Here is a 25,145-nt window from a genome sequence, read left to right as displayed (position 1 = left end):
ATGTTTGAATTATTTGGAACAGTCTTTGAGGTATTCATGCGGACATATCCGGGCTTCCTTGAAGCTACAGTCGTTACGCTTCAGCTGACGGCGATTGGTGTCATTTTAGGGACACTCATCGGACTAGTATTTGCCTTAATGAAAATTTCTGGGTCCAAGATTTTGCAGTGGATTGCTAATATCTACATTACAGTTATTCGCGGAACGCCGTTGATTGTACAGATCATGTTCCTGTACTTCGGTATCGTGGAAATTTATACGATGTCGAACTTCTGGGCCGGCGCCATTGCGCTTGGCGTCCATAACGGTGCCTACATCGCGGAAATTTTCCGAGGCGCGATCCAAGGGGTAGATCCAGGCCAGCGCGAAGCGAGTATGTCGCTTGGGATGAACCGCAAGCAGACAATGCAGCGGATCGTGTTCCCACAGGCGCTGCGCCGTTCCATCCCACCGCTCGGCAACCAGTTCATCATCACGCTAAAAGATTCGTCGCTTGTCTATATTATCGGTGTTTCGGAGATTTTCTCCCTTGCCAACCGGGAAGCGGCACAATCATTCCAGCCGTTTGAATCGTTTCTTGTCGTAGCGCTTTATTACCTCGTGCTCGTCATGATCTTCACGTACTTGCTGCGCTGGTATGAAAACCGGCTTGATGTGGACAAAACCTAAGGAGGAGCAATTATGATTATTGGAGAGAATATACACAAATCCTTTGGTGATCTCGAGGTGTTGAAAGGCGTGGATCTCCACGTCCAGCCCCAAGAGGTGGTTGTTCTGGTCGGGGTCAGCGGATCCGGTAAAAGTACGCTGCTCAGATGCTTTAACTTCCTGGAGATGATCAACGAAGGATCCATCACGATCGACGGCAAGAAAGTCGATCCGAAAAAAGACAATTTGACGAAGATCCGCGCCGAAGTGGGCATGGTCTTCCAGCATTTCAATCTTTTCCCGCATAAGACGGTGCTTGAGAATGTCATTGAAGCACCCCTTACGGTCAAGAAAATGAACAAGGAAAAAGCGAAAAAGCTCGGCCTTGAACTATTGGAGAAAGTCGGCTTGAGTGACAAAGCGGATGTCTACCCGAGCAAATTATCAGGCGGGCAGAAGCAGCGTGTCGCCATCGCCCGTTCCCTTGCAATGGAGCCAAAAGTGATGCTCTTCGATGAGCCGACCTCAGCACTCGACCCGGAGCTTGTCGGGGAAGTGCTTCAGGTCATGAAGCAACTCGCTGAAGAAGGCATGACGATGGTCGTCGTGACCCATGAGATGAAATTCGCCAAAGAAGTGGCGGATCGCATCATCATGATCGATCAAGGGACTATCATTGAATCCGCGGACCCGGAGAATTTCTTCGGGAACCCGCAGCACGAACGGACGCGCCAATTCATCCAATTGGTTGAGTAAGGATCTATGGGGCATCCAATCCCTTTATCTCTTACGGCCACTAAAAAAACCAGATCCGAGCCGGATCTGGTTTTTTTATATTAAAGGTTGATGGTGACGTCTGCTTTTTCACGAAGTTCCGCTACAAGTGTTTGGGTAGCTTCATTTTCTTTTTGCATTTTAACTTGTTCTTCAAGTTCCGGTTTCAGTTCTTCAAAAGCAGGGAGTTCTTCGCCGCCCATTTGTTCTTGCTGGGCTTTGACTTGTTCATAGGCTGCTTCCAATTCTTCGTTGCTAGGATCGGTATCTCCGGCGGATTCAGCGATTAGCTGGTCCACTTTCACTTGTGTTTCAATTTGGGACATGACTTCTTCTTCGGCCATACCTTGTTCACTCAAGACAGACAGGAATTCATCCTTTGACTCGAGCCCATTTTGTTGTGCCAACTGGTCCAAAGTTTGTTCTACTTTTTCATCGGAAGCGGTCAATTCTTGTTTTTCAGCTTCCTGAACGAGTAACTTCTGGCCGACCATGCTTTCCGCCAATTGAGTTTTCAATTGATTCTGGTCGATTTCCTGGCCGGACATTTGTGCTTGCATGGCCACTTGCTGGAATTGGCCGGTATAGGCTGTTTCGAATTCCTCTTTGCTGACTTCTTCGCCGTTTACTTGTGCGACGACTTCAGGGATGCCTTCCAAGTCAGGCTGAGGCATTTCCGGTTGTTCTGCACTTTCCTCACCGCTCGGGGCTTGTTGTTCAGTTTCAGGTTGCACGTTTTCGTTTTCTGCGGATTCATCAGCACCGCCGCATGCTGACAAGACGAGAAGTGATGTACCAAGAGATAAGCCTAAAAACCATTTTTTGATCATTGTCATTCTCCTTCCAACGCATAATGTCCGGTAGTGTAGCATAGGCCGTAATTTGATGGGAAGCCAAAACACTCAAGAGCTTCAGAAGATGCAAATTAAAAGGCCGAAAATACCTATTCTTTTTACTATTGACGTTTTCAGCTCCCAAAAGAGGATAAAGACTATTAATAGGAAGAATTCGAGGAGGAGACGGCATGAAGATAGCGGAGATAATGACAACGGATGTAGAAACTTGTCCGCCGGATGTAACGATCCAGGATATTGCGGCCAAGATGCGCGAGATTAATGTCGGGTCGATTCCGATTTGTGAAGAAGGGAAGATTGTCGGCATCGTCACAGACCGTGATATCGTCCTGAGGGGCATCGCGGAAGAGCTTGAGACGGATGCGCCCATTTCGGAAATTTTTTCAGAAACTTTGATTACCGGAACGGAAGAGATGCTGGTTGAGGAAGCGGCTTCGTTGATGGCTAGGCACCAAATCCGCCGGTTGCCGATTGTGCGGCAAGAGCAAGTCATCGGCATCGTCTCGCTCGGCGATATTGCCGTCAGGGGCAAGACGCCAGGTGAAGCGGAAACCGCGCTTGAAAAGGTCTCTGAGCCAGCTAAACCACGGCGCTAAAGGCAGAGGCAACTAGCAGCATATGGTAGCGCATGGCTATCAGTTCGAATCAAAGCAAAAAACCTCCCGAGCAGCTGCCCGGGAGGTTTTTTTTTACCATTCCACTTGTTCAGGATATTCAGCCTGGATCCCGATTTCATGAATCGGCTGTTTTGCGGAGCTTGCCGCATCAATCACTTGTTTGCGGAATGCCTGGTACTCCGGATCCTGGAGCGCAAGTTTCATGGCGATGGCAGATAAGCTTTTTTCGCGCTGCTGCCGGGTCATGCCGATGTATTTCAAGTTCAACAGGTCGACATATTGGATGGCGTAATCGTTGACCGGCGGCGATTTGCGGAACGCTTCCAAGATCGCTGCATATTCTTCAGCCGGCACATGGCCTTGCAGGCATTCGAGGACGAGTGCCTGGAATTTTGCAATCACCGGCGCGTAGGCATCGGCCAGCAAGTCGCCGCGCTTGTCCCCGTAAAGCTGAATGAAATCACGGATTGCATAAGCTGCATACAAAAGCTCTGGCCATAGCACTTCCACCGAGAAATAAATATTCTTGTCGGGTGCGATAAAGCCGTGTTGTTTTTTCGTATGCTCATGCAAGCCATTGAAGACGAAGTCGACATTGCGGTCGCCTTGAGCGGCGTGGCGAATTTCGTATGAGACGCCTAGTATCCGCATGCGCGACCCTTCATAGCCATGGTATTCACCTTCTTTGCCGATGACTTTGTAGATGGCTTGGTTCAGTTCGTCCAAATCGAAATAATCTCCGCTGATCTTGACGCCGGTATGGTTTGGCGTCGTTTTCATGCTTAGCATAAAATGCCTCCTTAGCGTTTCGGTTGATAATCAAGCTGGCGGAACAGTTCCTGTTTTTCTTCTGCTGTCAGGTCGCGCCATTCGCCGGCTTTTAAATTGGCGAGGCGGATGTTCATGATGCGGATGCGCTGCAGGCGTTTCACTTCGTAGCCGAGCGCTGTACACATGCGGCGGATCTGCCGGTTGAGCCCTTGCTGCAAGGTCAATTTGAATACGTGCTTGGCGATCCGTTCAGCTTTCGCGGGGAGTGTCACCGTGTCGAGGATCTCGACGCCGCTTTCCATCTTCTCCAAGAATTCATCAGTGATTGGTTTATCAACCGTCACGATGTATTCTTTTTCATGTTCGTGCTCCGCCCGCAGGATTTCATTGACGATATCGCCGTCATTGGTCATGAGGATGAGCCCTTCTGAATCTTTGTCGAGCCGCCCTACATGGAAGATGCGCTCAGGGTGGTTGACGAAATCGACGATATTGCCTTCAATGTGGCGTTCGGTCGTGCTGGTGATGCCGACCGGCTTATTGAGCGCCAGGTAAACATAAGCACGATTCGGCTGCTGGATCACTTTACCGTCGACCCGTACTTCGTCTTCTGGCTCGACTTTGCTGCCGAGCTCCGCTTTTTGGCCGTTGATTTCGACACGGCCGGCTTCGATGAATTTATCCGCTCCGCGGCGGGAAGTGATGCCTGTTTCACTGAGGAATTTATTGATTCGCATAAAAAAATCCTTTCGGTTGTGTATTTCCACTGTCTGGTCCCATTATACTCCAGATGACCCTCATAAGAAAAAAATTTGTAGGCTAACAGTTGCAATTTTCCGATTTATTTGACAATATATAGAGGCGAGCCCTGAAATAAATGATGCGCCAAGCCAGAATTTGAAAGCGTATACATAGCAGGGCTAAACCAAGAAAAGGGGAGATGTAGAATGGTATATGCAGTTCCAAACACAGATGGTGCAAAAGTAAATTTTAAAGAGCAATATGATAATTATATAAACGGTGGATGGCAAGCGCCGAAAAATGGCCAGTATTTTGAAAACTTATCGCCTGTAAACGGCAAAGTGTTTACGAAAGTGGCGCGTTCAAGCGCAGAAGATGTCGAGTCGGCGCTGGATGCTGCGCACGCTGCGAGAGAAGCATGGGGTAAAACGTCCACGACAGAACGCGGCAATATTCTGTTGAAGATTGCTGACCGCATGGAAGAGAATTTGGAAATGCTGGCGGTCGCAGAAACTTGGGACAACGGGAAAGCGGTCCGCGAGACTTTAAACGCTGATATGCCGCTTGCAATCGACCATTTCCGTTATTTTGCCGGCGCGATCCGTGCCCAAGAAGGCGGCATCAGCCAAATCGACAACGACACGGTCGCTTATCACTTTCATGAGCCTCTCGGCGTAGTCGGCCAAATCATTCCTTGGAACTTCCCGCTTCTTATGGCGGTATGGAAATTGGCCCCTGCACTTGCAGCAGGGAACTGCGTCGTCTTGAAGCCGGCTGAACAAACACCGGTCAGCATCCTCGTATGGGCTGAATTAGTCGGAGATTTGCTTCCGCCAGGCGTCCTCAATATTGTCAACGGATTCGGGATTGAAACAGGCAAGCCGCTTGCATCGAGCCCGCGCATCAGCAAAATCGCCTTTACGGGTGAAACGACGACTGGGCGCATGATCATGCAATATGCGTCGCAAAACCTCATTCCGGTAACGCTCGAATTGGGCGGGAAATCACCGAACATCTTCTTCAAGGATGTCATGGACCAAGACGATGCGTTCCTCGATAAAGCAGTGGAAGGGTTTGTTATGTTCGCCTTGAACCAAGGCGAAGTATGTACATGCCCATCCCGTGCATTGATCCAGGAAGACATTTACGAGGAATTCATGAAGCGCGCCATCAAGCGGGTAGAACAAATCAAGACCGGAAACCCACTGGATCCGGCTACAATGATGGGTGCCCAGGCATCCACTGAGCAATTGGAGAAAATCCAATCCTATCTCGAAATCGGCAAGCAGGAAGGCGCAGAAGTCTTGGCAGGCGGAGACCGCAACCGATTGGAAGGCGATCTTTCAGAAGGTTTCTACATTCAACCGACAGTTTTCAAAGGCGACAACAAAATGCGTATTTTCCAGGAAGAGATTTTCGGGCCGGTACTCGCGGTCGCTACATTCAAAACGAAAGAAGAAGCGATGGAAATCGCCAACGACACGCTTTACGGCCTTGGGGCTGGCATCTGGACGCGCGACACGAATACAGCTTATCGTTTCGGCCGCGGCATCCAAGCGGGCCGTGTATGGACAAACTGCTACCACCAGTATCCTGCCCACGCAGCATTCGGAGGCTACAAAATGTCCGGCTTCGGGCGTGAGAACCATTTGATGATGCTTAGTCATTACCAAAACACGAAGAACATGCTCGTCAGCTACAGCGAAGACAAGCTTGGGTTCTTCTGATCAGAAAGAAGGGCTAGCCATGACAGAACGGGTAATCGCCACAGATGCCGCCTTGGAGCTGATCAATACCTTGAAGGAAAAACACGGCCCGTTGATGTTTCATCAATCGGGAGGCTGCTGCGACGGCAGTTCTCCGATGTGCTATCCAAAAGGGGATTTGATGGTCGGCGATCAGGATGTATTGATGGGTGTCATCGGCGACAGCGAGTTTTATATGCATAAGAGCCAGTTTGACTATTGGAGCCATACGCAATTGATCATCGATGTCGTGCCTGGGCGCGGCGGGATGTTTTCGCTTGAAGGCGCAGAAGGAAAACGATTCTTGACTCGCTCACGGGTCTTCACGGCAGAAGAAACCGAAGAACTGCAAAATCAATAAGCAAAAATCCCGGATGTCTGGCATCCGGGATTTTTGCGTTCATCAGCCGAAAGAAAATGCAGGAAACGGTGAGGTGAAAAAGCTTTTATAGAGCCATTTTAACCATTTTTAAAGAGGGGCAATCGTAGAAAAAAAGGCGCCAAAATGCTATAATAAGAGAATGAAAGGTGGTCATCCATGTGACGAATTTAGCTAACCGGGTATCCCATGAACAAGCCAATCACGCGATTTCCTGCGCCGAACACTCTCTTGTAACGGAAGGGTTTGATGTGACCCGTGAAGACCGGAATTTTGTCCGCTCTGTCCTGACCGGAGAACGGACGGAAGCTCAATTCCATCAGGCCATCAAAGCACGCTTCGATGTCTAAATACCAGCATACTCCCCTGTATTGCTACCCTGGAACCGATGTGTTGGTCAATGCATTCGATATCCGCGATGAAGACAAGCTGAAGGAATTGGAAACGGTCTATGCGCTTTACCGCTTGTCGGAACTGCAATTAAAAAAGCCGAAAGATCCCTCCGACCTCAAGGTGTTCCTCGATATTCATCGTTGCCTGCTGCAGGACGTCTACCCGTTTGCCGGGAAGCTTCGTGAGGAAATGACGTCCAAAGGAAGTTCGACATTCGCCCATCCTAAACACTTGGCGGGCCAACTGAAACAGCTTTTCGATGAATTGGCTGAGGAGGCTTATCTGAAGGATCTAGGCAAAGATGTTTTTATTGTACGACTTGCACATTATTTAGCGGAATTGAATGCACTCCATCCTTTCCGTGAAGGCAATGGCAGGACGGTCCGGGAATTTGCCCGCCAACTGGCATCGAATGCCGGCTACAGGTTGGATTGGGCGAAGATTGAAGAACCTGCCCACATCATCAATGCATTTGTGGATTCTTTTAATAAAGACAATGAGCGACTGGAAGCTTTATTAGGAGAAATCATTAGTTGAATGCGTCAACCGGATGTATTTCGACAGCAAAATAGGCTGAAGTGGCAGGTGCCTGCCGCTTCAGCCTATTTTTTTAACTTTCCTGTTTCTGTGGGGCTGGATTTCGCCTGAGCCAGTCGTTAGCGAACTGCACGAGCGGGCGCATTTCAGTGAGCTGGGTTTCAGCCTGCCCGAGAATTCCTTTAGTGATAGTGCCGGGAAAGTCTTTGGCGATTTCTGGGAAACGGTCAGAATCCATATCGACGCAATCGTATGTGGCCCATTGCCGCTCTCCGTTTATGTACATCGCCGCGCCTTGCGGGGAAGTGGTGCGTTCCGGCTGTGAAAATTCGGCATAATGGAGCGCGGTGCATGAATCGAATCCAGTGCCGATAAGCAGAATTTTCACCTGATGCGCCATCATTTTTCCAAGAGGCGAAGCGGGCCCGAAAGAATCCTCCAGGGGCTGTTCAGCCATCCATTCAGCGGCAAGACGCCCCCAGCCGATGAAGGAATGAGTTGGATGGGGGCTGCGGATCGTTGCTGGGTGGCGGTGGAGACATTCAGGTATTTTTCCCATCCCGTGCATATTCGTCAGGTGCGGGTCGTAGGCAGGCATCTGCTCGCGTGTTGGCTGATGCCAATTCTCAGGAATCGGTGGAGCCATCCAATAGACGGGATCGGAATTATCGGCAGACTGTGAAGGCATAACGAGAGTGCCTTCCGGAGTGATGACTTCCATCAAGGCTTCAACAACTGCCTGCGCGCCTCCGGCTATCCAGCCCATCGACTTTAGTGAAGAATGGACCATCAAATGATCGCCTGCAGCAATTCCGAGCTCCTGCAGTTGCCGCTTCAGCGAATCCTTGGATTGAAAATCGGGTGTGTTCAGAATTTGAAAAAGATCAGACATGGACTTGATTCCTCCTTTTTTCCACTTTACCATAAGGAGGAATTTCGGTTTTTGTTTTTCGGTTAGAATAAACCCGTAGTGGATTGAGAATTTTCTGCAGCGGGAATAACCTTAAAGAAGAAAGAGGAGGAACATATATGGAAGCGAAACCTATGAGTGAATCACGGACAATACAGACAAAGCTGGTACTGCCGCCTGACACCAATCACATGGAATCGATTTTCGGCGGGAAAGTGCTTGCCTATATCGATGAAATTGCCGGGATCTCGGCTATGAAACATGCGAGCCGCCATATCGTGGTGACTGCATCGATCGACTCAGTGGATTTCCTGTCGTCGGCGAAAGTGGGCGATGTACTGGAATTGGAGGCAAACGTCACTTCGACTGGCAGAACGTCGATGGAAGTGTATGTGCGCGTCAAATCGAAGAATCTGGAAACCGGAGAAGAACGTTTGACGACTGAATCGTTTTTGACGCTGGTCGCAATCGGCGAGAACGGAAAACCGACGCCGGTGCCACCGGTCTACCCTGAGACAGAAGGGGAGAAGCTGTTTTTTGAATCAGCGCCTGCACGCAGGGAACATCGGAAGCAACGCGCGAAGACGCCCAGATAAAAAAAGGATCCTATACGGGATCCTTTTTTGTATGCCCTTTGACGTTCGCAAGAGCTGAACCTGTTTTATTGGAGATGATGGACATGCTGCCGTCTGTTTCAAGAATGACAGCTTTGACGTTTTGCAGATCGCCTTCACCTGAATTGCGTACAGCCTGCATAATTTCAATATCCTTAACTCGTTCCTTGCGCATAGCTTGTTGGAGAAATTCACCTTCCAAAAACAAAAGGCGCGGTTCGGATTTGATCAAATCGTTAAACCACGACAAGCGGACAGCTGTAAATGTCAATAAATACTGCAATCCGATCAGGACGGCAAATGCAGTCAAGCCTTCCCATAAGCTGATTTGGCTGTTAAGCAGAATCGTCGCCAAAGTGGAACCGAGAGCAACAGTGACGACCAAATCAAACGCATTGAGTTTCGTCAAAGTACGCTTGCCTGAAGTTCTTAAAAAAATCAGCAGCCCAATATACGCCAGAACTCCTACAGTGATGATTCGGATAAAACTATCCCAAGTTATTTCAAACATAATCTCTTCCTCCTTCCGTAATGTGAATGATATGAATGGGTTATCAACATGTGGATAAGTCAACTTCCGGTAGAAATCGACTGTAAATTTAGACATTTACCCACATAACCCACGGTTTTTTAATAAATAGTGTGCATAACTGCCGTTTTTTCGCGGTCATTACCAGCTTTCCCCCAGAATCGGCTATTAAACGGGATTTTGTGGATAGTTGCGAAATAAGTGCAGCGAAAGAGGAGGCACCTTATAAGTATAGAATTTAAGAAACGGCCTGGTTTTTGTTCAAGTTAAGCGATTTCGGGAATAGGAGAGTAAGAGAATTGAGGTGAGATGAAAAGATGGAAGCTGTCCTGAATTTTTTTCGCTTTTTAGGCATGGGAGTGTTTTTCCTGAGCATCATCCTGTTTCTTTTTACGCTATTGAACAATGGGTTCGGCTTTGCCTCCGTGACTTGGCTAAGTGGGCCATTTTGGCGCGTATACTTGTTTTTCGCGGTTTCTGGTATTTTATTGTATATCCTGATCACATTCAGACGGAAAAATGGCGAATAAAAAAGCACCGGAGGCAATTGGTAGTGACCCCTTAAAGTTAGAGTTTAGTTCATGCAGCTAATTGGCTGGCATGTGCTCGGTATTTCACCGGGCTCATGCCGGCCAATTTTTGTTTAATGCGTTCATTGTTGTAGTAATCGATATAGTGTTCAATCCGCTGTTTTAACTCTTCATACGAAACCAACGTTTCTCCGTAATACATCTCTTGCTTTAGGAGACCAAAGAAATTTTCCATGGCCGCATTGTCGGCACAGGTCCCTTTTCGGGACATGCTCTGGAAGATGCGTTGTTTTTTCAACGCTTTCACCCAGGCAACGTGCTGGTAATGCCACCCTTGATCGGAATGGAGGGGGGTCCGGTAAACCGCTTGTTCCTGAATCACTGGCAGGGCTTGGTTAAGTGATTCCATCACGAATTCCAGCGTCGGTCGTTTGGCCATACTGAACCCAATGACTTCGCCGTTATAGAGATCCATCACTGGACTTAAATAAAGTTTTTGTTCGCCCGTACATTTGAACTCGGTCACATCTGTTGTCAGTTTTTGCAGGGCATACGGTGTGGAAAACCTGCGGTTCATCCGGTTTTTAGCGAGGGTTCCGACTTTCCCCTTATACGACTTGTAGCGGGATTTCCGGATGAACTTCACGCAGTTCAATCCCAAGTCTCGCATGAGACGCTGGACTTTCTTATGATTGATGTCGTATCCCTGTGCTCGCAATTCCAAATGAATCCGTCGGTATCCGTAACGGCCTTGGTGCTTCTCGAAGAGCATCCGGATCACTGTTTTCCACTCCCGGTCCGGGTCTTCGCAATCGAATCGCTGGCGATGGTAATGGTAGGTCGCATCTGGAAGATCGACGATGTTTAACACATCCGTTAATCGGAATCCTTCTTCGTGGAGTTCGAACGCCAGCGCTGCTTGTGCTTTTCGAGGAAGGCATCCGGATTCTCCTGGAAAGCTTTTAACTTTTTTAAATACGCCACTTCCAAACGAAGGAGCTCATTCTCCCGTTCCAATTGCGCTTCCCGAGACAGGGGCTTTTCGTTCTTGATCGGTTTTGGTCTTTTTGACATGGAGGGCCGTCCTTTCGCTCGTGCTTCCAGGCCTTTTACCCCTTTCGCCAGAACTCGACGGTTCCAATTCACAATGAGTGAAGGATTGTTCATCTTGAAATGGAGCGCTGCGTCTTGGTAAGAAGCACCTGTGTGTTCCATAAAGTGTAATACATCCACTTTGAATTGAACAGAATACACTTGTTTTGTCTGCTTTCTCCGCAAGGCTTTAAGGCCAAACTCCTGATACGCCCGAACCCAGCGCATAATCGGAGAGGGATCTGGCAAGCCGTATTTGTGGGCTAAGCGTCTATACCCCAACTTTCCTTCTGCGTATTCCTTCACTAGCTTCAACTTAAATTCTTCGCTATATTTCGCCATATAAAAACACCCCAAAAGTTAGATTTGAACTCTAACTTTTGGGGTGCACTACCATTCCGGTGCTTTTCTCAATTATTTTTTAGCTAGCAGTTCTTCAAAATAAGAACCGAACTCTTTAGAGCGTTTCAAGATCGTGCTGGACGAAACACCGAATTTTTCACTCAAGTCTTTTGCAGAAAGCATCGGCCCTTGAATCAGTTCGTGGTCTTGCAGGAAGCGCCAGTAGCCGGCAACAAGTGCTTCCGGTTTCTGGACGGTTGGCTGCTGGCTGACCAGGTAGCTGTTGAGGATGCTTGTCACATTCGTCACGGTTTCTTCGTCGAAGTCCGCTTCGTCGATGTGTTTTTTCAATTCGTCCATAACGGATTGATGCTCTGGGGAAAGCTCGACGCTTTCCTCAACAGCGCCTGTCGAGTATTGGACGATATGCTCGACCACTTCAAGATAATGCTCGCGAAGATAGTCTTCGTTCGCTGAAGCGCCTTTTTCTTCAATGCGCTTTTGCAGTTGCTCAAAGAATGGGGCGAATTTGCCGACAATCGTCAAATAGCCGTTCAAGAACAAGATGCCTTGTTCGCCTGCGCGCGCGTCCGGCAGAAGAATCGCGAGAAGTCCTTGATCTTCTTCCATATCCGTCGGCGGCTGGTCTGCCATGACGTAAGTTTCGCCGGTAAAGGCGTCTTTCAATTCCGCTTTTTCTGTATCGCCTGAGACCAACTGGCCAAGGAATACACGGAAGTTTGACCATTGTTCCAACACTTCTTGCGTTGTTGGGCGCTGCGTCTGTTCGATCTGCTTAGACAGGAAGTTTTGCCATAGTTCCGGTTTTTGCATGAACAGGAAGTTTTCGATGACAAAAGCTTGTGCATCGTTTTCCGCCATCGATTTCATCAAGCGCGGCTGCCATTCCTGTTGGAGCGCGCGGAAATCCGTTAGCTGGTCACGGTTCGGGTTTTCCGAGAAGAATTGCTGTCTGACTTGGAACAGTTCTTCGTTCACCAGATCATTGATGGAAACTGTCTGTTGTTTCCCGTGACATTTTTTATATTTCTTTCCGCTGCCACATGGACACGGATCATTTCTTCCTACCATTCTAATCACCTACATTTTTTCTTGAGTGTAACATAAAATCTTTCGTCGCTCAAAAGTCTGACGATTCAGACGTCTAAACAGCTCGATATCTCCTTGTAATTCCCATATTAAGAAAATAAACGGAATCCTAGTCCTTGCAGAACATGGTGTGGAACAAAGAACCTGGCTGTCACAAGAGGGTCGACGACTTGGCTGATCTGCGTTTCACCGGCTGCACTCATGAGCATGGTCATTTCGCTGAGGGATAAGTTGGATTGAGGCAGCAATAGATCGATCATTTCCTCAACCGCAGTGGAAACGGCTTCGTCCAAGGTCATCGCCGAGACGAGAAATGCCAAGCCCTCTTCGTTTTCAAGCAAAGGGTGCTTCAGGTGGCTGCCTTTGATGACATCGAATTGGACAGTGGCGCTGCCCGGCACTTCAATGCCCGAAACACTGATTTCGCCGTCACCCATCGCCGCATGGAAATCACCGAGTGCAAACAGCGCGCCTTCAGCCGCCACAGGGAAATAAAGCGTTGCGCCTTTTGTGATCAATTTCGTATCCATATTGCCGCCATGTGCGCCTGGCGTACCGCAGGAAACGGGTTCGCCTTCCGGGGCAACGCCAATGACGCCAATCATCGGATTCAGCGGCAGCTGCAGGCGTTCATTGAAGATGGCTTTGCCATTTTGGATGGGGATGATTTTCGATTCCATCGTTTCCATCCGGTGGCCCATCACGCCGAGGTCTGGTCCAGTGACCATGACGCCTTGCTCGCCGATTTCGAGGTCTTTGATCTCCACTTTCAACACATCGCCGATTTCGGCACCTTCAATGAAGATCGGCCCTGTCGCGGGATTCACCTGGTCCCAGTCGATGGCGGCGACTTCCTGGTCACTCGACTGGAGCTGGTTTTTAAAGCAATCGAAGGTATCGATCTTCACGGTATCGCCGGGCGCTGCACGCAAGCTCGGTTCATGTGTGTTGGAAAAAGCGTAAATGACATCTTGTGCAGATAATGTTTTCATCAATCCCACTCCTTTTGAATTAAGATAATAAACTATCTCGTATCTGATAATTCTTTCAACTCATACAGTTTCATTATCGAGTATGAAATCTCCGAGTGCAAGGCGTGAGGCGCTATAGTAAACTAGAGAAAAAACGGGGCGGGGGAGAGCCAGTGTACGAAGATCCGGTCAAAGAAATGCTTGTATGGATGAAAGTGCTGCTGCTGACGGCATTGATCATCTTTGGGGTTCGCCAGTTCCTGTTCGAGCCGGTCATCGTCGAAGGCGGCTCGATGCAGCCGAGTTATTATGAAAACGATAAATTAGTGCTGAGCAAAACGACAACAATCACCAACTTCGATACGATTGTGTTTTTCGCACCGGACGGCAGCCGATTCATCAAACGGGTCATCGGCGTTCCGGGCGACCACATCCAGATGTCGGGCGGGGAGATCATCCTGAACGGACAGCCGCTGGACGAACCTTACCTGGATGGAGGCGGAAATGACGAATTCACCACACAGCCTCAATTGGCCAGTGAATTTTCAGTTCCCCCGGATTGCTATTACGTCCTTGGGGACAATCGCGGCAATAGCACGGATTCCCGCGTACTGGGGTTCATCCAGGAAAAAGACGTGATCGGTGAAGTGAAATTCCGCTTTGCGCCTTTCAGGGAGTTCGGGTTCGTGGAATGAACGATAAGTTTACAGCAAAGGCTTTTTCTGTTGAGCATGGGCTCTTCGGGAAAAGCTTTTTTGGTTGGGTATACTTTTCAATATATATTGATGAAGCATTGCTTAAGGAATAGCCATGGATATACAGAAAGAATTTCAATTCCTTTTAAATAGTTCTAAATATTCACAATTTATTTCTTTTTAGTTCAATTGAATTATGATAAAATTTAATTACTGAATATTTGAAAAATAATAGATCGAATTGTTTACGAAGGGGTGGGGCAATGAAGACGATGTGGCGGGGTGCAGGGCGCGTTTTTCTCATGGCGATGGTTGCAGGAGCTGCGGCTTTTCAGCTGGGTGAGGGGCAAGCTGAAGCGGCAGAAGACGTACTTGAGATAGGTGCAGCGCAATTGATGGAAGGGCAGCGCCAGGCTTTTCAATCACATCTTTCCAGCTCGCTGTTATTTATGGACAGGGGCTTTTTGGATAGCGAAGCGGATGATTCGTACTCTGCGTCCCATATCGCCTTCGCGCCTGGGAGCGATGAGTCGGAGATGAACTTTTCGTGGTATTCACCGAGCGCAACGCGTACAGGCCAGGTGCAATACGCAAAAGTATCTTCCGGGACCGAAGATTTTCCGGAAAACGCTGCGGTAACGGTCGAAGCATCATTAAAAAATGCTACTTATGGCTATTCTGCTCATGAAGCAGTAATTACTCAGCTCGAAAATGAAACAGATTATATGTACCGTCTAGGGGATGGGCGTGGCAATTGGACACAAGCTTTTCATTTCCAGACTAAAGATCCTTCGTCATATGAATTTGTGATGGTTGCTGATCCGCAAATCGGCGCGTCTGGCGATATTGCAGAAGACCAAAGAGGTTGGGGAAAAACTTTGCGCCAAGCGATTGACCGCAGTCCGGACTCAAGCTTCATCCTATCGGCAGGCGATCAGGTCGATGCCCGCTATTCCGAAAAAGAATACGCGGCTTATTTCGCGCCTGAGCCGCTGCGCAATTATCCAACGGCTACCACCATCGGCAACCATGACGATACCTATCATTACGCCTATCATTTCAATGTGCCGAATGAAAACTTGGAACTCGGCAATTACGATAACTCCGGTGGTGATTATTATTTCTCTTACGGGGATACCTTGTTCATGAATTTGAATTCCAATAGCCAGAATCCGGAAGAGCATATTCAGTTCATGGAGGAAACAGCTGAAGCGACTGCCGGGCGGGACTGGAAATGGAAAATTCTCGTTTTCCATCATTCAATCTATAGCGCCGCTGCACATTCGCAAAGTGAAGTGGTGCTGAACTTGCGCGATCAGCTCGTGCCGACAATCGACGAACTCGGCTTTGATGCGGTATTGATGGGACACGACCATTCCTATGTGAGAACATATCAGATGGAGAACTTTCAGCCCTTGAAAAATCATATGATGGATGGCGAGGTGCCGGTCAATCCGGAAGGCACCGTCTATATTACAGGGAACACGGCGAGCGGCAGTAAATTCTATGGCATGCAGACTGAGCGCGAACCGTATTCGGCAGTGCGTGAACAATGGGGCGTGCCGACTTATATGAATATCCAAGTCGAGCCGACACGTTTGCGCTTTGAGACTTATCGAACGGATACGGAAGAACTGGTCGATGAATACGAGATCATTAAAGACCCGTCCATCGAAACGGTCGTGCCGGCGCTTGAAAAAGTGGAGCTCGAAGCAAGCAGCACCGTGCTGGCTACGGAAGAGAATTCTTTTTATCCGGAAACGGAATTGAAGCTTAAAGGCGAAAACATCGAAGGCGGGCAATACGATATTTCGCCTGACTCGGTCACGTACCGCACGAGCAGTGAGGATATCCAAATAAAAGACGGGAAAGTCCTGGCAGCAGAAGGTGCGGATCCTGGAAAAGTGGAGGTATTTGCGGAAGTAAAAGATGGCGATGAAGTATGGGAAAGCAATGCGATTGAATTCGAATTGGTGGCACACGAAGAAATCGCGCTGCTCGAAGCAGGCAGCGAGTGGCGTTATTTGGACGATGGCAGTGACCAGAAAAAAGACTGGATTGAAGCCGGTTTCGATGACAGTGAGTGGGTGCAAGGCGCTGGCCCGTTAGGATTTCCGGAAGATGAAGAACGGCCGGAATTCGGTCCTGTGGAAACGCTCGTCGGTTACGGCGGAGATGAGACCGAAAAAATCGCATTGACGTATTTCAGAGCCGCATTTGAAGTGGAAGATGCGGAAGAAATCGGCGACCTCGGATATGTGGAATTCGGTGTTGATGATGCGGTCATCCTGTATTTGAACGGAGAAGAAATTATGCGCTTCAATATTCCGGAGACCGGTGAGTTCGGTTTTGAGGACTATCAGGAAGCGGTGAGCGATGAAGACGTTGGCAGCGAAGATCGAATCGAACGCATCTACTTGGACGAAGAAGCCCTGGCGCATCTCAAAGATGGCGAGAATGTGCTGGCTGCCCAAGTGCATCAAGACGACCGCTTCAGTTCCGACCTGTATTGGGATATGGAAATGGTAGTTAATAAAAAATAAAAAAAAGAAGGCGCAATGCCTTCTTTTTTTTGCCTATTTAGTGAAAATACCCAATTTCTCGATTCGCTGGATTGCTTCTATAATGCGCTGTTCATCGACCAATAGCCCGACGCGAACGAAGCCTTCTCCGCCAGGGCCAAATCCACTGCCCGGCGCCACGGCGATGTCGACTTTGTCGAGCAGCAGGTCAGAGAACTCGATGCTCGTATAGCCTTCCGGGACAGGCAACCAGGCGAAAAATGATCCCTTCGGCGCTTCGAATTCCCAACCGATCCGGCGGCATTCATCCACCAGCGTCTGGCGTCTTTTTTCATATAGTGCATTCAGTTCCTCGACGCATTGCTGACTGCTGTTTAATGCTTCTACAGCGGCCAGTTGGACAGCCGGAAAGACGCCGGCGAACAAATGGTCTTGGATGAGGTTGAGTGCTTCGATCATTTTGGCATTGCCCACCGCAAAGCCGATGCGCCATCCGGCCATATTATACGTTTTGGACAAGGTATACATTTCAATGCCGATATCTTTGGCGCCTTTTGATTGCAGGAAGCTGACCGGCTTCTTACCATCAAAGCCAATGCGGCCATAAGCAAAGTCATGTACAACCCCGATGCCGTTTTCTTTGGCAAACTGAATCGTTTCATCGAAAAACGCAATGTCTGCTGTCGCGCCTGTCGGGTTGTTTGGATAGTTCAAGTACATCAGTTTGGCGCGTGCTTTCGCGGCGGCTGTCACATCGTTGTAGTCGGGAAGATAGCCGGTTTCCTGTTTCAGTTTCATTAAATCAAATTCGATATCCGCAAGCGGTGCGGCTGACAGGTAATCAGGATAGCCCGGATCCGGCAACAGCAGCGAATCGCCCGGGTTCAGCAGCGCAAGCGGCAATTCGATAAAACCGATTTTCGTTCCGGACAAAATAGCGACTTCCAAATCAGGATCGATATCGACATCGTATTCTTTTTTGTAGAAATCCGCAGCGGCTTTCCTCAATGAACTGAGGCCGCGAAACGGCGAATAGCGATGTGTTTGAGGATCGGCTACCGCTTGTTGCATGGCCTTGACTATATGCGCAGGCGTGGGCTGATCCGGGTTGCCCTGGCCGAAATTGATGACATCTCGTCCTTCTTCGACTGCTTGTGCCGTTTTTGCAACAAGCAGGGCGAAAAATTGATCAGGAAGATTTTGTAAGCGATTTGAAAAGTCCATGAAATCCTCCTCATTTTTTAAATAATTGCACTTCTACCTTAAATCTTATAGAGTTTAAGCTAAACTGTCTACAGGGGGAGAGAACATGAAAATCGCTTGTGTGCAGATGGATATCGCTTTCGGAGAGCCCGAAATGAATTTTCAGCGTGTAAAAAACTATTTGGAAGAAGCGGCAGAAAATGGTGCGGAGCTCATCGTCCTGCCTGAAATGTGGAACACTGGATATGCGTTAACACAGCTGGACGAACTGGCGGATAGCAATGGCCGAACCGTGGATTTCTTGAAACGATTCGCCAAAGAGCATAAGGTCCATATCGTCGGGGGCTCGGTCTCCACGAAAAAAGAAGATGGTTTCTATAACACAATGTATGTGGTCGACCAAACAGGCGCGCTCGTTTCGGAGTATGATAAAGCGCATCGCTTTGGCTTGATGGACGAGCATATCCATCTCGAGGAAGGCGAGTCGCTCGGCACATTCGAACTGGCCGGAGAAACATACGGAGGCGTTATTTGCTACGACATCCGCTTTCCGGAATGGCTGAGAGCGCAAGTGCTGAACGGTGCGAAGGCCATCTTCGTGCCCGCGGAATGGCCCGCAGCACGCATTGATCATTGGCGTATCCTATTGCAGGCGCGCGCGATCGAGAATCAGTGCTTCATCATCGCTGCGAACCGCATCGGCAGCGACCCGAAAAATGAGTTCGGCGGCCATTCGATGGTCATCGCGCCGTGGGGAGAAGTGCGGATGGACATGGGGCAAGAACAAGGCATCGGCTACACCGATATCGATCTCTCGGAAGTAGACGAAGTGCGTGGCCGCATTCCGGTATTTGATGACCGCCGCGTCCCATTGTACAAAAAGTTTGAAAAATCGCATTGACAAGCCCTCGCTCGGGCAGGTGATTTGATCGAAATCGTCGAGTCGGAAGAATTTGAAACGGTCATTGATGAGCAATTCGAAGGCTTCGGAAAACCGGAGTGGATGGCTGAATAATAGGAGAACCCAGCCGGAGAGATATTTTCTTCGGCTGCTTTTTTATGCGGAAATGCCGGTGCTCCGCGCTTTTCAGGCTTTTTTCTTGCCTCGCCCGTTTTCTGCTGAAATAATAGGGAAAGTGAATTTCAACAGGCCGCTGCAAATAAGGTAGCGGGCAAGGGTTCTTTGGAGAAAGGGAGAGGATTATGGAAGCTAACAGGCACGTCCTGACTTACGGCGACGCGTTTGTCGATTATATCGCATCCACTAAAAACAACGATTTATTCGATCTGTATCTCGGAGGCGCCACCGTCAACGTCTCTGCCGGCGTCAGCCGCCTCGGCGTTCCATCGGCATTCATCACGATCACCGGGGATGATGAGATTTCGGACTTTTTCTGCCAGGCGTTGCGGGCGGAAGGCGTCGATTTGACGCATTCAATTAAACGTCCGGAAAAGCGCATCAGCGGGGTGTATATTCATTTAACGGAAACGAACGACCGCGTCTTTGCTTCCTATGATAATGAAACGCCTGATTTGCAAGTAAAGGCAGACGAACTGGCGGATAAAGCGTTCGAATCTGCGAGTTTGTTCCATTTTTGCTCAGGAACGCTTTTCCATCCGGAAGCGCGTGAAACGACGGCGCAGGCTTTGGAATTGGCGAAGTCTCACGGCGTAATTTGTTCATACGATGTCAATATCCGGCCGCTGCGCTGGGAAAGCGAGGAGCTGTGCCGTCAGACCGTCCTGCGCTTTTTGCCGCAGGCGGATATTTTGAAACTGACAGTCGAAGAATTATTGTTCCTCATGGAAGCTGATTCAATGGAAGCAGGCATCGAGCGCCTCAAAGCTTACGGGCTTCCTGTCGTTTTTGTCACGGACGGGGAGCATGGCACGCACGCGGTATTCAAAGACGAGACGACCCATGTACCGGTTGAGCCGGTCAAGCCTGTAGATACGACGGGGGCCGGGGATGCATTCATGGCAGGCATCATCCGCCATGTCCATTTAAACGGCATGCCAAAAAACCAGCAACAACTGATTGCTTGCGCTGACTTCGGCAATAAGCTTGGGGCTCTTTGTGCAACACGGGCGGGAGCCATCACAGCGATGCCGCGAAGCGAAGATATGGAAGATTGGGAATAGAACAGGAGGAAACAGCAATGGCTTTGCATAGTTTTCATTTAACAGCAGACTGGCCCGGCAACCGTAATGATGTCGGGACCATCGAAACAGGGAATCTGAAGACACAAATCTCGATCCCCCCCGAAATGGACGGCCCAGGAGCCGGCACCAATCCCGACGAAATGCTGCTTGGTGCAGCAGCGACCTGCTATATCATCACGCTCGCCGCGATGATGGAGCGCAGCAAGCTGGCGAAAGAATCGCTGACGATGGAGTCGGAAGGAATCGTGGAAGTCGAAAATGGCGTCATCACCTATAAAAAGATCATCCACCGCCCGAAAGTCGTCTTGTCGCCAGAGGCAGGGGAGAAGGAATTCAAGCTGGCGCACAAACTCGCGGAAAAAGCGGAGTCTTCTTGCATGATCACACGCGCCATCCAAGGCAATGTCGCAGTGGAACTGGAAGCCGATATTACAAGAGCATAAAGCGAAGCCCTGATTTTCCGTTTTGGAGAACAGGGCTTTTTATTGGAAAATTGGTGTTTTTAGAGAATTCTAAGAATTTTCTCTTTCGGCCGTTTCGGGATATGGTAGACTACATTTAATGAAAAATGGTCTATACAGGAGACGGGTGCCATGAAAAAATTATCGCTGCAAACCAAAATCATCCTGCTGACGACTTCGCTCGTGCTATTGACGACAGTAGTCTTCGGCGGGATTTTGAGCTATCAGGAAATTGCGGAAATCAAAGAGAACATCGGCCAGCGAGCGCAGGAAACGGCGATCGGCATTTCGGCTATGCCAACGATCGTCGAAGCGATGGATGACGAGGAGCCGGCGCTGCAAATCCAGCCGCTCGCTGAGTATTTGCGTAAGCAAGTGGGCGCCGAGTTCATAGTCATCGGCAATAGGGAGAGCATCCGCTATTCACATCCGGATCCCGAAAAAATCGGCGAAAGTATGGTCGGCGGTGATAATGAACGTGCGCTCCAAGAAGGCAAAGTCTACGTCTCCGAAGCATTCGGATCGCTGGGCAGAAGCTTGCGCGGCAAAGCGCCAATCTATGACGGTGACGGGCGCATCATTGGTGTAGTTTCGGTGGGGTACATGATCGAAGACATTGAAGCGATCATTTTCGGCAATATCATGGATGTGATGGGGTTGGCCCTGTTGACGCTTGTCATCGGCGTGTTGGGGAGCATCCTGCTCGCGAAGAATATCCGAAAAGATACACTGGGTCTTGAGCCGCGGGAAATCGCCCGTTTGTATCAGGACCGGGAAGCGTTGCTGTCATCGATTATTGAAGGAGTCATCGCCATCGATAAAGACGGCCGCATCACGGAGTTGAACAGTTCCGCAGAAAAAATGCTCGCCATGGACCAAAGTTTTCTCCACACGCCGTCTGATGATATATTGCCGGAACTGAGGATGGGCGAAACTTTAACGACGGGGAATTCATGGAAGAACAAAGAGATCCTCATTGGCGGAACCGTTTTTATCGTCAACCAAAAGCCGATTTGGGCAGCAGGGGAAATGGTCGGTGCCGTTTCGACATTCCGTGAAAAAACGGAAGTCCAAGAAGTTTTGGAAACTCTATCGGAAATCCGCCAATACTCGGAAAGCCTGCGGGCGCAAACACATGAATATGCCAATAAGCTGTATGCCATATCCGGGCTTCTGCAATTGGAGGAAACCGAGGAAGCGGTCCGGCTGATCCAGCAGGAGACGAATCATCACGAAAAACAGACAAAGCATACGCTGAATCATATCGAAGACAAAAAAGTTCAGGCAATCCTGCTCGGCAAAATGGGGAAAGCTTCTGAAGCGAAAGTCGAGCTGTCGGTGGACGAAAACAGTTCACTGGCCAAATTGCCTGCTCATGTCGATATTTCCAAAGTCATTCACATTGTCGGGAATTTGATCGACAACGCCATTGAAGAAGTCGAATCGAGCGAACGGAAAGAAGTGTCTTTCTTCATTACCGATATCGGCCACGACTTGGTCATTGAAGTCCAGGACAGCGGGCGTGGAATCGAAACCGGCAACCTCGACCAATTTTTCACACAAGGATTCTCAACGAAACTGGAAAAAGCGGATAGAGGCTACGGCTTGGCGATCGTCAAACAAGCGGTCGAAGACTTGAATGGCTGGATTGAGGTGGATTCAACGCCGCAGCGCGGGACGGTATTCAGCGTCTTTATCCCCAAAAAAACGATGGAGGTGGCATAATGCTGCGGGTAGTGATTGCAGAAGATGATTTTCGTGTTGCGCAAGTGCACGAGAAGTTTTTAGCGAAAATTAAACAAGTGGAACTGGCAGCAAAAGCGAAAGACTGCGCCGAAACCTTGGCGGCGGTCAAGCAAGAGCGGCCAGATTTGGTGTTATTGGATAATTACATGCCGGACGGGCTCGGCATTGAGTTGATCGATGAGTTAAGGAAAGAAAGCCCGGAGACCGACATCATCCTCGTCTCGGCAGCAAACGAGCGGGAGTATATCGAAACGGCGCTGCGCAAGGGCGTAAAAGGCATCATCTTAAAACCTGCCGAACTTAGCCAGTTCACTGCGACCATCGAAAAATACCGGAAAGACAAGGACAAGCTGTCGAACCAAGAAACCATCGACCAGGCGTATTTGGATGAACTGTTTGGCGTCAAGGCAGACAAAAAAGAAGCGCCAGCAGTCAAAGGCATCGACCCGCTGACGATGCAAAAAGTGCAGAAGTTGTTGGAGCAATACGAAGAAGGCGTGACGGCTGAGAAGATGGGCGAAGAGATGGGCGCTTCCCGCACGACCGCCAGGCGCTATCTGGAATATTTGGTGTCGACGGATGATTGCTACGCTGAGCTTGGCTATGGGATTGTCGGGAGGCCGGAACGGAAATACTTTGTTAAATGAAGTGAAGGCGAGTGACAAGCTTCGGCAGACACACTTCTCTAGAGTTCCAAAAAAAAAAAAGCAACTCCCTGAATTAGGGGAGTTGCTTTTTTGCGTTATCGTTTCGTTGTTGGCAATCAGTCGGTATGGCATTCAAAATGGGTCATTTGCCAACCGCTTTTCTCGATTTCGGGAAATCCGCCTAACTCATAGCAACGGTCGGCTGCTTCCGTCACTTCTACATAACTGAAATAGCTCTGTGCTGCAATGGCGCTTCCGATGCTGAGAACTAAAATGATGGCGAGCGCAATGGCCGTCATGCCGGGAGTTGCACCTGGTAGGCGTTTCATTATAGGCCTCCTTAAGATTTGTTTCATGCTATTTCTAGCCTAGCATAATTCCCTTTGGTTTCCTATAAATGAAATATCAGTAAAATGCCGATTTTTCTGTGAACTTTATGAACAAAATGTTCACAAAATCCTTTATACAGCTTATTTTGCAAACGGTTACATTCTGAAAATTCGCAGTTATACTTCAACTCATAAGAAAACTACATGAACTGAGGGGGAAATAAAATGAAAAAAACGATTTTTGCGAGTGTCTTGACTGTAAGCGCTTTAGCATTCGCGGGTTGCGGATCTGACGATGCAGCAAATACGGCAGGGGAAGACGGCAACTTCGAGCCGTCGAAAACAATCGAAATGGTGGCACCGGCCGGATCAGGCGGCGGCTGGGATACGACAGCCCGTGAAGTTGCCCGTGTCTTCGGCGAAACGGAAATCATCGATGAAAATATGACCGTCATCAACCGTGAAGGGGGAGGCGGGGCGATCGGATGGGCTTATGTCCATGGAAAAGAAGGCGATGCCCACAGCATGTTCGTCGCTTCACCGCCACTGATGTTCGTGCCGCTCAACGGCCAATCGGAACACGGCCATGAAGACTTTACGCCGCTTGCCAATATGATTGCGGATTACGGCGCATTCGCTGTCCGCGAAGATAGCGAGTTTGAAGATTTGAATGATCTATTCGACCAGATGAAAGACGATCCGGAAAGCATCACGGTCATCGGTACTTCCGCTCCAGGAAGCATGGACCATATGCAATTTGTCCGCATCGCCAAAGCGGCGGGCGTGGACCCGACTAAGATCAAATACGTTTCTGATCAAGAAGGCGGCGCTTTGACAGCAGTTCTGAACGGCTCAGTAGATGTCTTCTCCACAGGTGTCGGCGAAACGATCGAGCAAGTGCGTGCCGGCAATATCAAGGTTCTGGGTGTGACCGCAGAAGAGCGCATGGAAGGGGAAGTGCTTTCCGAATTCCCGACAGCGATTGAGCAGGGCATCGATGAGAGCTTCGTCAACTGGCGCGGATTCTTCGGGCCTCCAGGCATGGACCAGGCAGCAGTCGATTTTTATGAAGCCAAATTCCAGGAATTGAGTGAATCCGAAGAATTTGCGGAAGTCCGCGAGAAATACGGCTGGACCGAAATGTACATGGGCAGTGAAGAATACAGCGAATTCCTCGAAGGCGAAAAAGAAGAAATTGCCGCATTGCTCGAGGAAATCGGATTAGGCCAATAATACAGTTACTTAATAAAAGAAATTACAGCTGCCCAGGCAGCTCAAAAGTAAAGAAAGTCAACAAGTGAAACCGGATCTTTTGCATTCGGTTTCTCTCTTTTCAGTCAAAAGGAGGCGTTTCGTTTGCTTGCAAGCATAAACCGGAAGTTGGGGCTGCTGATTTTCATTGTTGCGGCCGTCTATTTATATTTAAGTTTTCAATTGCCCAGTTACGAATATGCACCGATCGATGCGGATGTCATTCCGAAGGGCTTGGGCATCTTGTTATTGGTGCTGTCCGTCTTCTTGTTCTTTTCCCGTGTAGTGGAAACGGATGCCGAAAAGGCGAAGCGCGATATCCCGAAAAAAGAACTAGGGGTCATTGCGGCGGTGTTTGCCATGATTTTTGTCTATATTCTATTGTTTGAAACGATCGGCTTTATCATCACGACGTCATTGTTCATTTTCTTCTGTTCGTGGTTTTTGGGTTATAGAGCATGGAAGACAAATATATTGGTCTCTCTTCTGTTCCCGATTGTTATGTATGCTATTTTCGTTTTCGCGCTGGGAATTGTCTTGCCGCGCGGCATCTTGCCATTTTAAGGAGGGA

Annotated in this window: 28 protein-coding genes and 1 pseudogene; 18 read left to right on the top strand and 11 right to left on the bottom strand. The window is 49.0% G+C overall.

Going from position 1 to position 25,145, the window contains the following annotated elements:
• Both G3255_RS15225 and G3255_RS15220 read left to right on the top strand, forming a co-directional pair.
• The gene (locus G3255_RS15225) at positions 1-669 is read left to right on the top strand and encodes an amino acid ABC transporter permease (protein WP_211655243.1); all 669 of its coding nucleotides are present in this window, start codon (positions 1-3) and stop codon (positions 667-669) included.
• A 12-nt stretch (positions 670-681) separates the two neighbouring features.
• Entirely contained in the window at positions 682-1,404 is a 723-nt protein-coding gene (locus G3255_RS15220) for an amino acid ABC transporter ATP-binding protein (protein WP_211655242.1), read from the top strand.
• Between the two features lie 80 nt (positions 1,405-1,484).
• On the opposite strand, the gene G3255_RS15215 is transcribed toward G3255_RS15220, so the two are convergent.
• Positions 1,485-2,252 (bottom strand): SurA N-terminal domain-containing protein, encoded by a 768-nt coding sequence (locus tag G3255_RS15215; RefSeq protein WP_211655241.1) that lies wholly within the window; start codon positions 2,250-2,252, stop codon positions 1,485-1,487.
• 194 nt (positions 2,253-2,446) lie between these two features.
• Here G3255_RS15215 and G3255_RS15210 point away from each other — a divergent pair, with 194 nt between their 5' ends.
• Positions 2,447-2,872 (top strand): CBS domain-containing protein, encoded by a 426-nt coding sequence (locus tag G3255_RS15210; RefSeq protein WP_211655240.1) that lies wholly within the window; start codon positions 2,447-2,449, stop codon positions 2,870-2,872.
• Between the two features lie 93 nt (positions 2,873-2,965).
• On the opposite strand, the gene G3255_RS15205 is transcribed toward G3255_RS15210, so the two are convergent.
• Together G3255_RS15205 and rluF are read right to left on the bottom strand one after the other, a co-directional pair.
• Positions 2,966-3,682: a DUF6904 family protein gene (locus G3255_RS15205; RefSeq protein ID WP_211655239.1), complete on the bottom strand. Its 717-nt coding sequence runs from the start codon at positions 3,680-3,682 to the stop codon at positions 2,966-2,968.
• Between the two features lie 11 nt (positions 3,683-3,693).
• Positions 3,694-4,401, bottom strand: a complete 708-nt coding sequence (rluF, locus tag G3255_RS15200) for a 23S rRNA pseudouridine(2604) synthase RluF (protein WP_211655238.1) — start codon at positions 4,399-4,401, stop codon at positions 3,694-3,696.
• A 210-nt stretch (positions 4,402-4,611) separates the two neighbouring features.
• Between rluF and adh the strand changes: the two genes are divergently transcribed.
• The 4 genes from adh to G3255_RS15180 all read left to right on the top strand — a co-directional run bounded on the left by adh (position 4,612) and on the right by G3255_RS15180 (position 7,459).
• A complete protein-coding gene (adh, locus tag G3255_RS15195; RefSeq protein WP_211655237.1) occupies positions 4,612-6,132 on the top strand; it encodes an aldehyde dehydrogenase in 1,521 nt (506 codons plus the stop codon).
• 19 nt (positions 6,133-6,151) lie between these two features.
• A complete protein-coding gene (locus G3255_RS15190; RefSeq protein ID WP_211655236.1) occupies positions 6,152-6,511 on the top strand; it encodes a DUF779 domain-containing protein in 360 nt (119 codons plus the stop codon).
• A gap of 179 nt (positions 6,512-6,690) precedes the next feature.
• A complete protein-coding gene (locus G3255_RS15185) occupies positions 6,691-6,879 on the top strand; it encodes a hypothetical protein (protein ID WP_211655235.1) in 189 nt (62 codons plus the stop codon).
• Complete coding sequence (locus G3255_RS15180) at positions 6,872-7,459, top strand: Fic/DOC family protein (protein ID WP_211655234.1); 588 nt, start codon at positions 6,872-6,874, stop codon at positions 7,457-7,459. The genes G3255_RS15185 and G3255_RS15180 overlap by 8 nt, the downstream gene beginning before the upstream one ends.
• 73 nt (positions 7,460-7,532) lie before the next feature.
• Here G3255_RS15180 and G3255_RS15175 read toward each other — a convergent pair whose 3' ends face one another.
• Positions 7,533-8,351 carry an AAC(3) family N-acetyltransferase gene (locus G3255_RS15175; RefSeq protein ID WP_211655233.1) on the bottom strand — a complete coding sequence of 273 codons (819 nt, stop codon included), beginning with the start codon at positions 8,349-8,351 and terminating at the stop codon, positions 7,533-7,535.
• A gap of 137 nt (positions 8,352-8,488) precedes the next feature.
• Between G3255_RS15175 and G3255_RS15170 the strand changes: the two genes are divergently transcribed.
• Positions 8,489-8,965, top strand: coding sequence for an acyl-CoA thioesterase (locus tag G3255_RS15170; RefSeq protein ID WP_211655232.1), 477 nt, complete (start codon positions 8,489-8,491; stop codon positions 8,963-8,965).
• Positions 8,966-8,975: 10 nt separating this feature from the next.
• Here G3255_RS15170 and G3255_RS15165 read toward each other — a convergent pair whose 3' ends face one another.
• The 5 genes from G3255_RS15165 to G3255_RS15145 form a co-directional block, all read right to left on the bottom strand.
• Complete coding sequence (locus G3255_RS15165) at positions 8,976-9,494, bottom strand: DUF421 domain-containing protein (protein WP_211655231.1); 519 nt, start codon at positions 9,492-9,494, stop codon at positions 8,976-8,978.
• A gap of 597 nt (positions 9,495-10,091) precedes the next feature.
• Positions 10,092-10,955 carry an IS3 family transposase gene (locus G3255_RS15160; RefSeq protein ID WP_211655950.1) on the bottom strand — a complete coding sequence of 288 codons (864 nt, stop codon included), beginning with the start codon at positions 10,953-10,955 and terminating at the stop codon, positions 10,092-10,094.
• Positions 10,919-11,476 carry a helix-turn-helix domain-containing protein gene (locus G3255_RS15155; RefSeq protein WP_211654625.1) on the bottom strand — a complete coding sequence of 186 codons (558 nt, stop codon included), beginning with the start codon at positions 11,474-11,476 and terminating at the stop codon, positions 10,919-10,921. Before G3255_RS15155 ends, G3255_RS15160 begins: the two co-directional genes overlap by 37 nt.
• Before the next feature lie 72 nt (positions 11,477-11,548).
• On the bottom strand, positions 11,549-12,568 hold the full coding sequence (locus G3255_RS15150; protein ID WP_211655230.1) for an SEC-C metal-binding domain-containing protein: 1,020 nt from the start codon (positions 12,566-12,568) through the stop codon (positions 11,549-11,551).
• Between the two features lie 107 nt (positions 12,569-12,675).
• A complete protein-coding gene (locus tag G3255_RS15145) occupies positions 12,676-13,578 on the bottom strand; it encodes an acetamidase/formamidase family protein (RefSeq protein ID WP_211655229.1) in 903 nt (300 codons plus the stop codon).
• Positions 13,579-13,730: 152 nt separating this feature from the next.
• Here G3255_RS15145 and lepB point away from each other — a divergent pair, with 152 nt between their 5' ends.
• Positions 13,731-14,252, top strand: coding sequence for a signal peptidase I (lepB, locus tag G3255_RS15140; RefSeq protein ID WP_349291446.1), 522 nt, complete (start codon positions 13,731-13,733; stop codon positions 14,250-14,252).
• Between the two features lie 263 nt (positions 14,253-14,515).
• Complete coding sequence (locus G3255_RS15135) at positions 14,516-16,795, top strand: purple acid phosphatase family protein (RefSeq protein WP_211655228.1); 2,280 nt, start codon at positions 14,516-14,518, stop codon at positions 16,793-16,795.
• A gap of 33 nt (positions 16,796-16,828) precedes the next feature.
• Here G3255_RS15135 and G3255_RS15130 read toward each other — a convergent pair whose 3' ends face one another.
• Positions 16,829-17,998: a pyridoxal phosphate-dependent aminotransferase gene (locus G3255_RS15130; protein WP_211655227.1), complete on the bottom strand. Its 1,170-nt coding sequence runs from the start codon at positions 17,996-17,998 to the stop codon at positions 16,829-16,831.
• An 85-nt stretch (positions 17,999-18,083) separates the two neighbouring features.
• Here G3255_RS15130 and G3255_RS15125 point away from each other — a divergent pair, with 85 nt between their 5' ends.
• The 6 genes and pseudogenes from G3255_RS15125 to G3255_RS15105 all read left to right on the top strand — a co-directional run bounded on the left by G3255_RS15125 (position 18,084) and on the right by G3255_RS15105 (position 22,994).
• Positions 18,084-18,878, top strand: a complete 795-nt coding sequence (locus tag G3255_RS15125) for a carbon-nitrogen family hydrolase (RefSeq protein WP_211655226.1) — start codon at positions 18,084-18,086, stop codon at positions 18,876-18,878.
• Between the two features lie 15 nt (positions 18,879-18,893).
• Positions 18,894-18,992, top strand: a pseudogene (locus G3255_RS20425) (MetQ/NlpA family ABC transporter substrate-binding protein); the annotation flags it as partial.
• Between the two features lie 188 nt (positions 18,993-19,180).
• Positions 19,181-20,119: a carbohydrate kinase family protein gene (locus tag G3255_RS15120; protein WP_211655225.1), complete on the top strand. Its 939-nt coding sequence runs from the start codon at positions 19,181-19,183 to the stop codon at positions 20,117-20,119.
• A 17-nt stretch (positions 20,120-20,136) separates the two neighbouring features.
• Positions 20,137-20,583 (top strand): OsmC family protein, encoded by a 447-nt coding sequence (locus G3255_RS15115; protein ID WP_211655224.1) that lies wholly within the window; start codon positions 20,137-20,139, stop codon positions 20,581-20,583.
• Between the two features lie 150 nt (positions 20,584-20,733).
• Positions 20,734-22,326: an ATP-binding protein gene (locus tag G3255_RS15110; protein ID WP_211655223.1), complete on the top strand. Its 1,593-nt coding sequence runs from the start codon at positions 20,734-20,736 to the stop codon at positions 22,324-22,326.
• Positions 22,326-22,994 carry a response regulator gene (locus G3255_RS15105; protein WP_211655222.1) on the top strand — a complete coding sequence of 223 codons (669 nt, stop codon included), beginning with the start codon at positions 22,326-22,328 and terminating at the stop codon, positions 22,992-22,994. Before G3255_RS15110 ends, G3255_RS15105 begins: the two co-directional genes overlap by 1 nt.
• A gap of 116 nt (positions 22,995-23,110) precedes the next feature.
• Here the strand turns inward: G3255_RS15105 and G3255_RS15100 are convergent, their stop codons facing one another.
• Positions 23,111-23,323, bottom strand: a complete 213-nt coding sequence (locus G3255_RS15100) for a hypothetical protein (protein ID WP_211655221.1) — start codon at positions 23,321-23,323, stop codon at positions 23,111-23,113.
• 225 nt (positions 23,324-23,548) lie between these two features.
• Here G3255_RS15100 and G3255_RS15095 point away from each other — a divergent pair, with 225 nt between their 5' ends.
• Positions 23,549-24,556: a tripartite tricarboxylate transporter substrate binding protein gene (locus tag G3255_RS15095; protein ID WP_211655220.1), complete on the top strand. Its 1,008-nt coding sequence runs from the start codon at positions 23,549-23,551 to the stop codon at positions 24,554-24,556.
• 123 nt (positions 24,557-24,679) lie between these two features.
• Positions 24,680-25,138, top strand: coding sequence for a tripartite tricarboxylate transporter TctB family protein (locus G3255_RS15090; RefSeq protein WP_211655219.1), 459 nt, complete (start codon positions 24,680-24,682; stop codon positions 25,136-25,138).
• Positions 25,139-25,145: the final 7 nt, after the last annotated feature.

This window comes from Planococcus sp. MSAK28401 (genome assembly GCF_018283455.1).
Taxonomy (GTDB): Bacteria; Bacillota; Bacilli; order Bacillales_A; family Planococcaceae; genus Planococcus; species Planococcus alpniumensis.
This window is presented reverse-complemented; position numbering and strand designations above follow the sequence as displayed.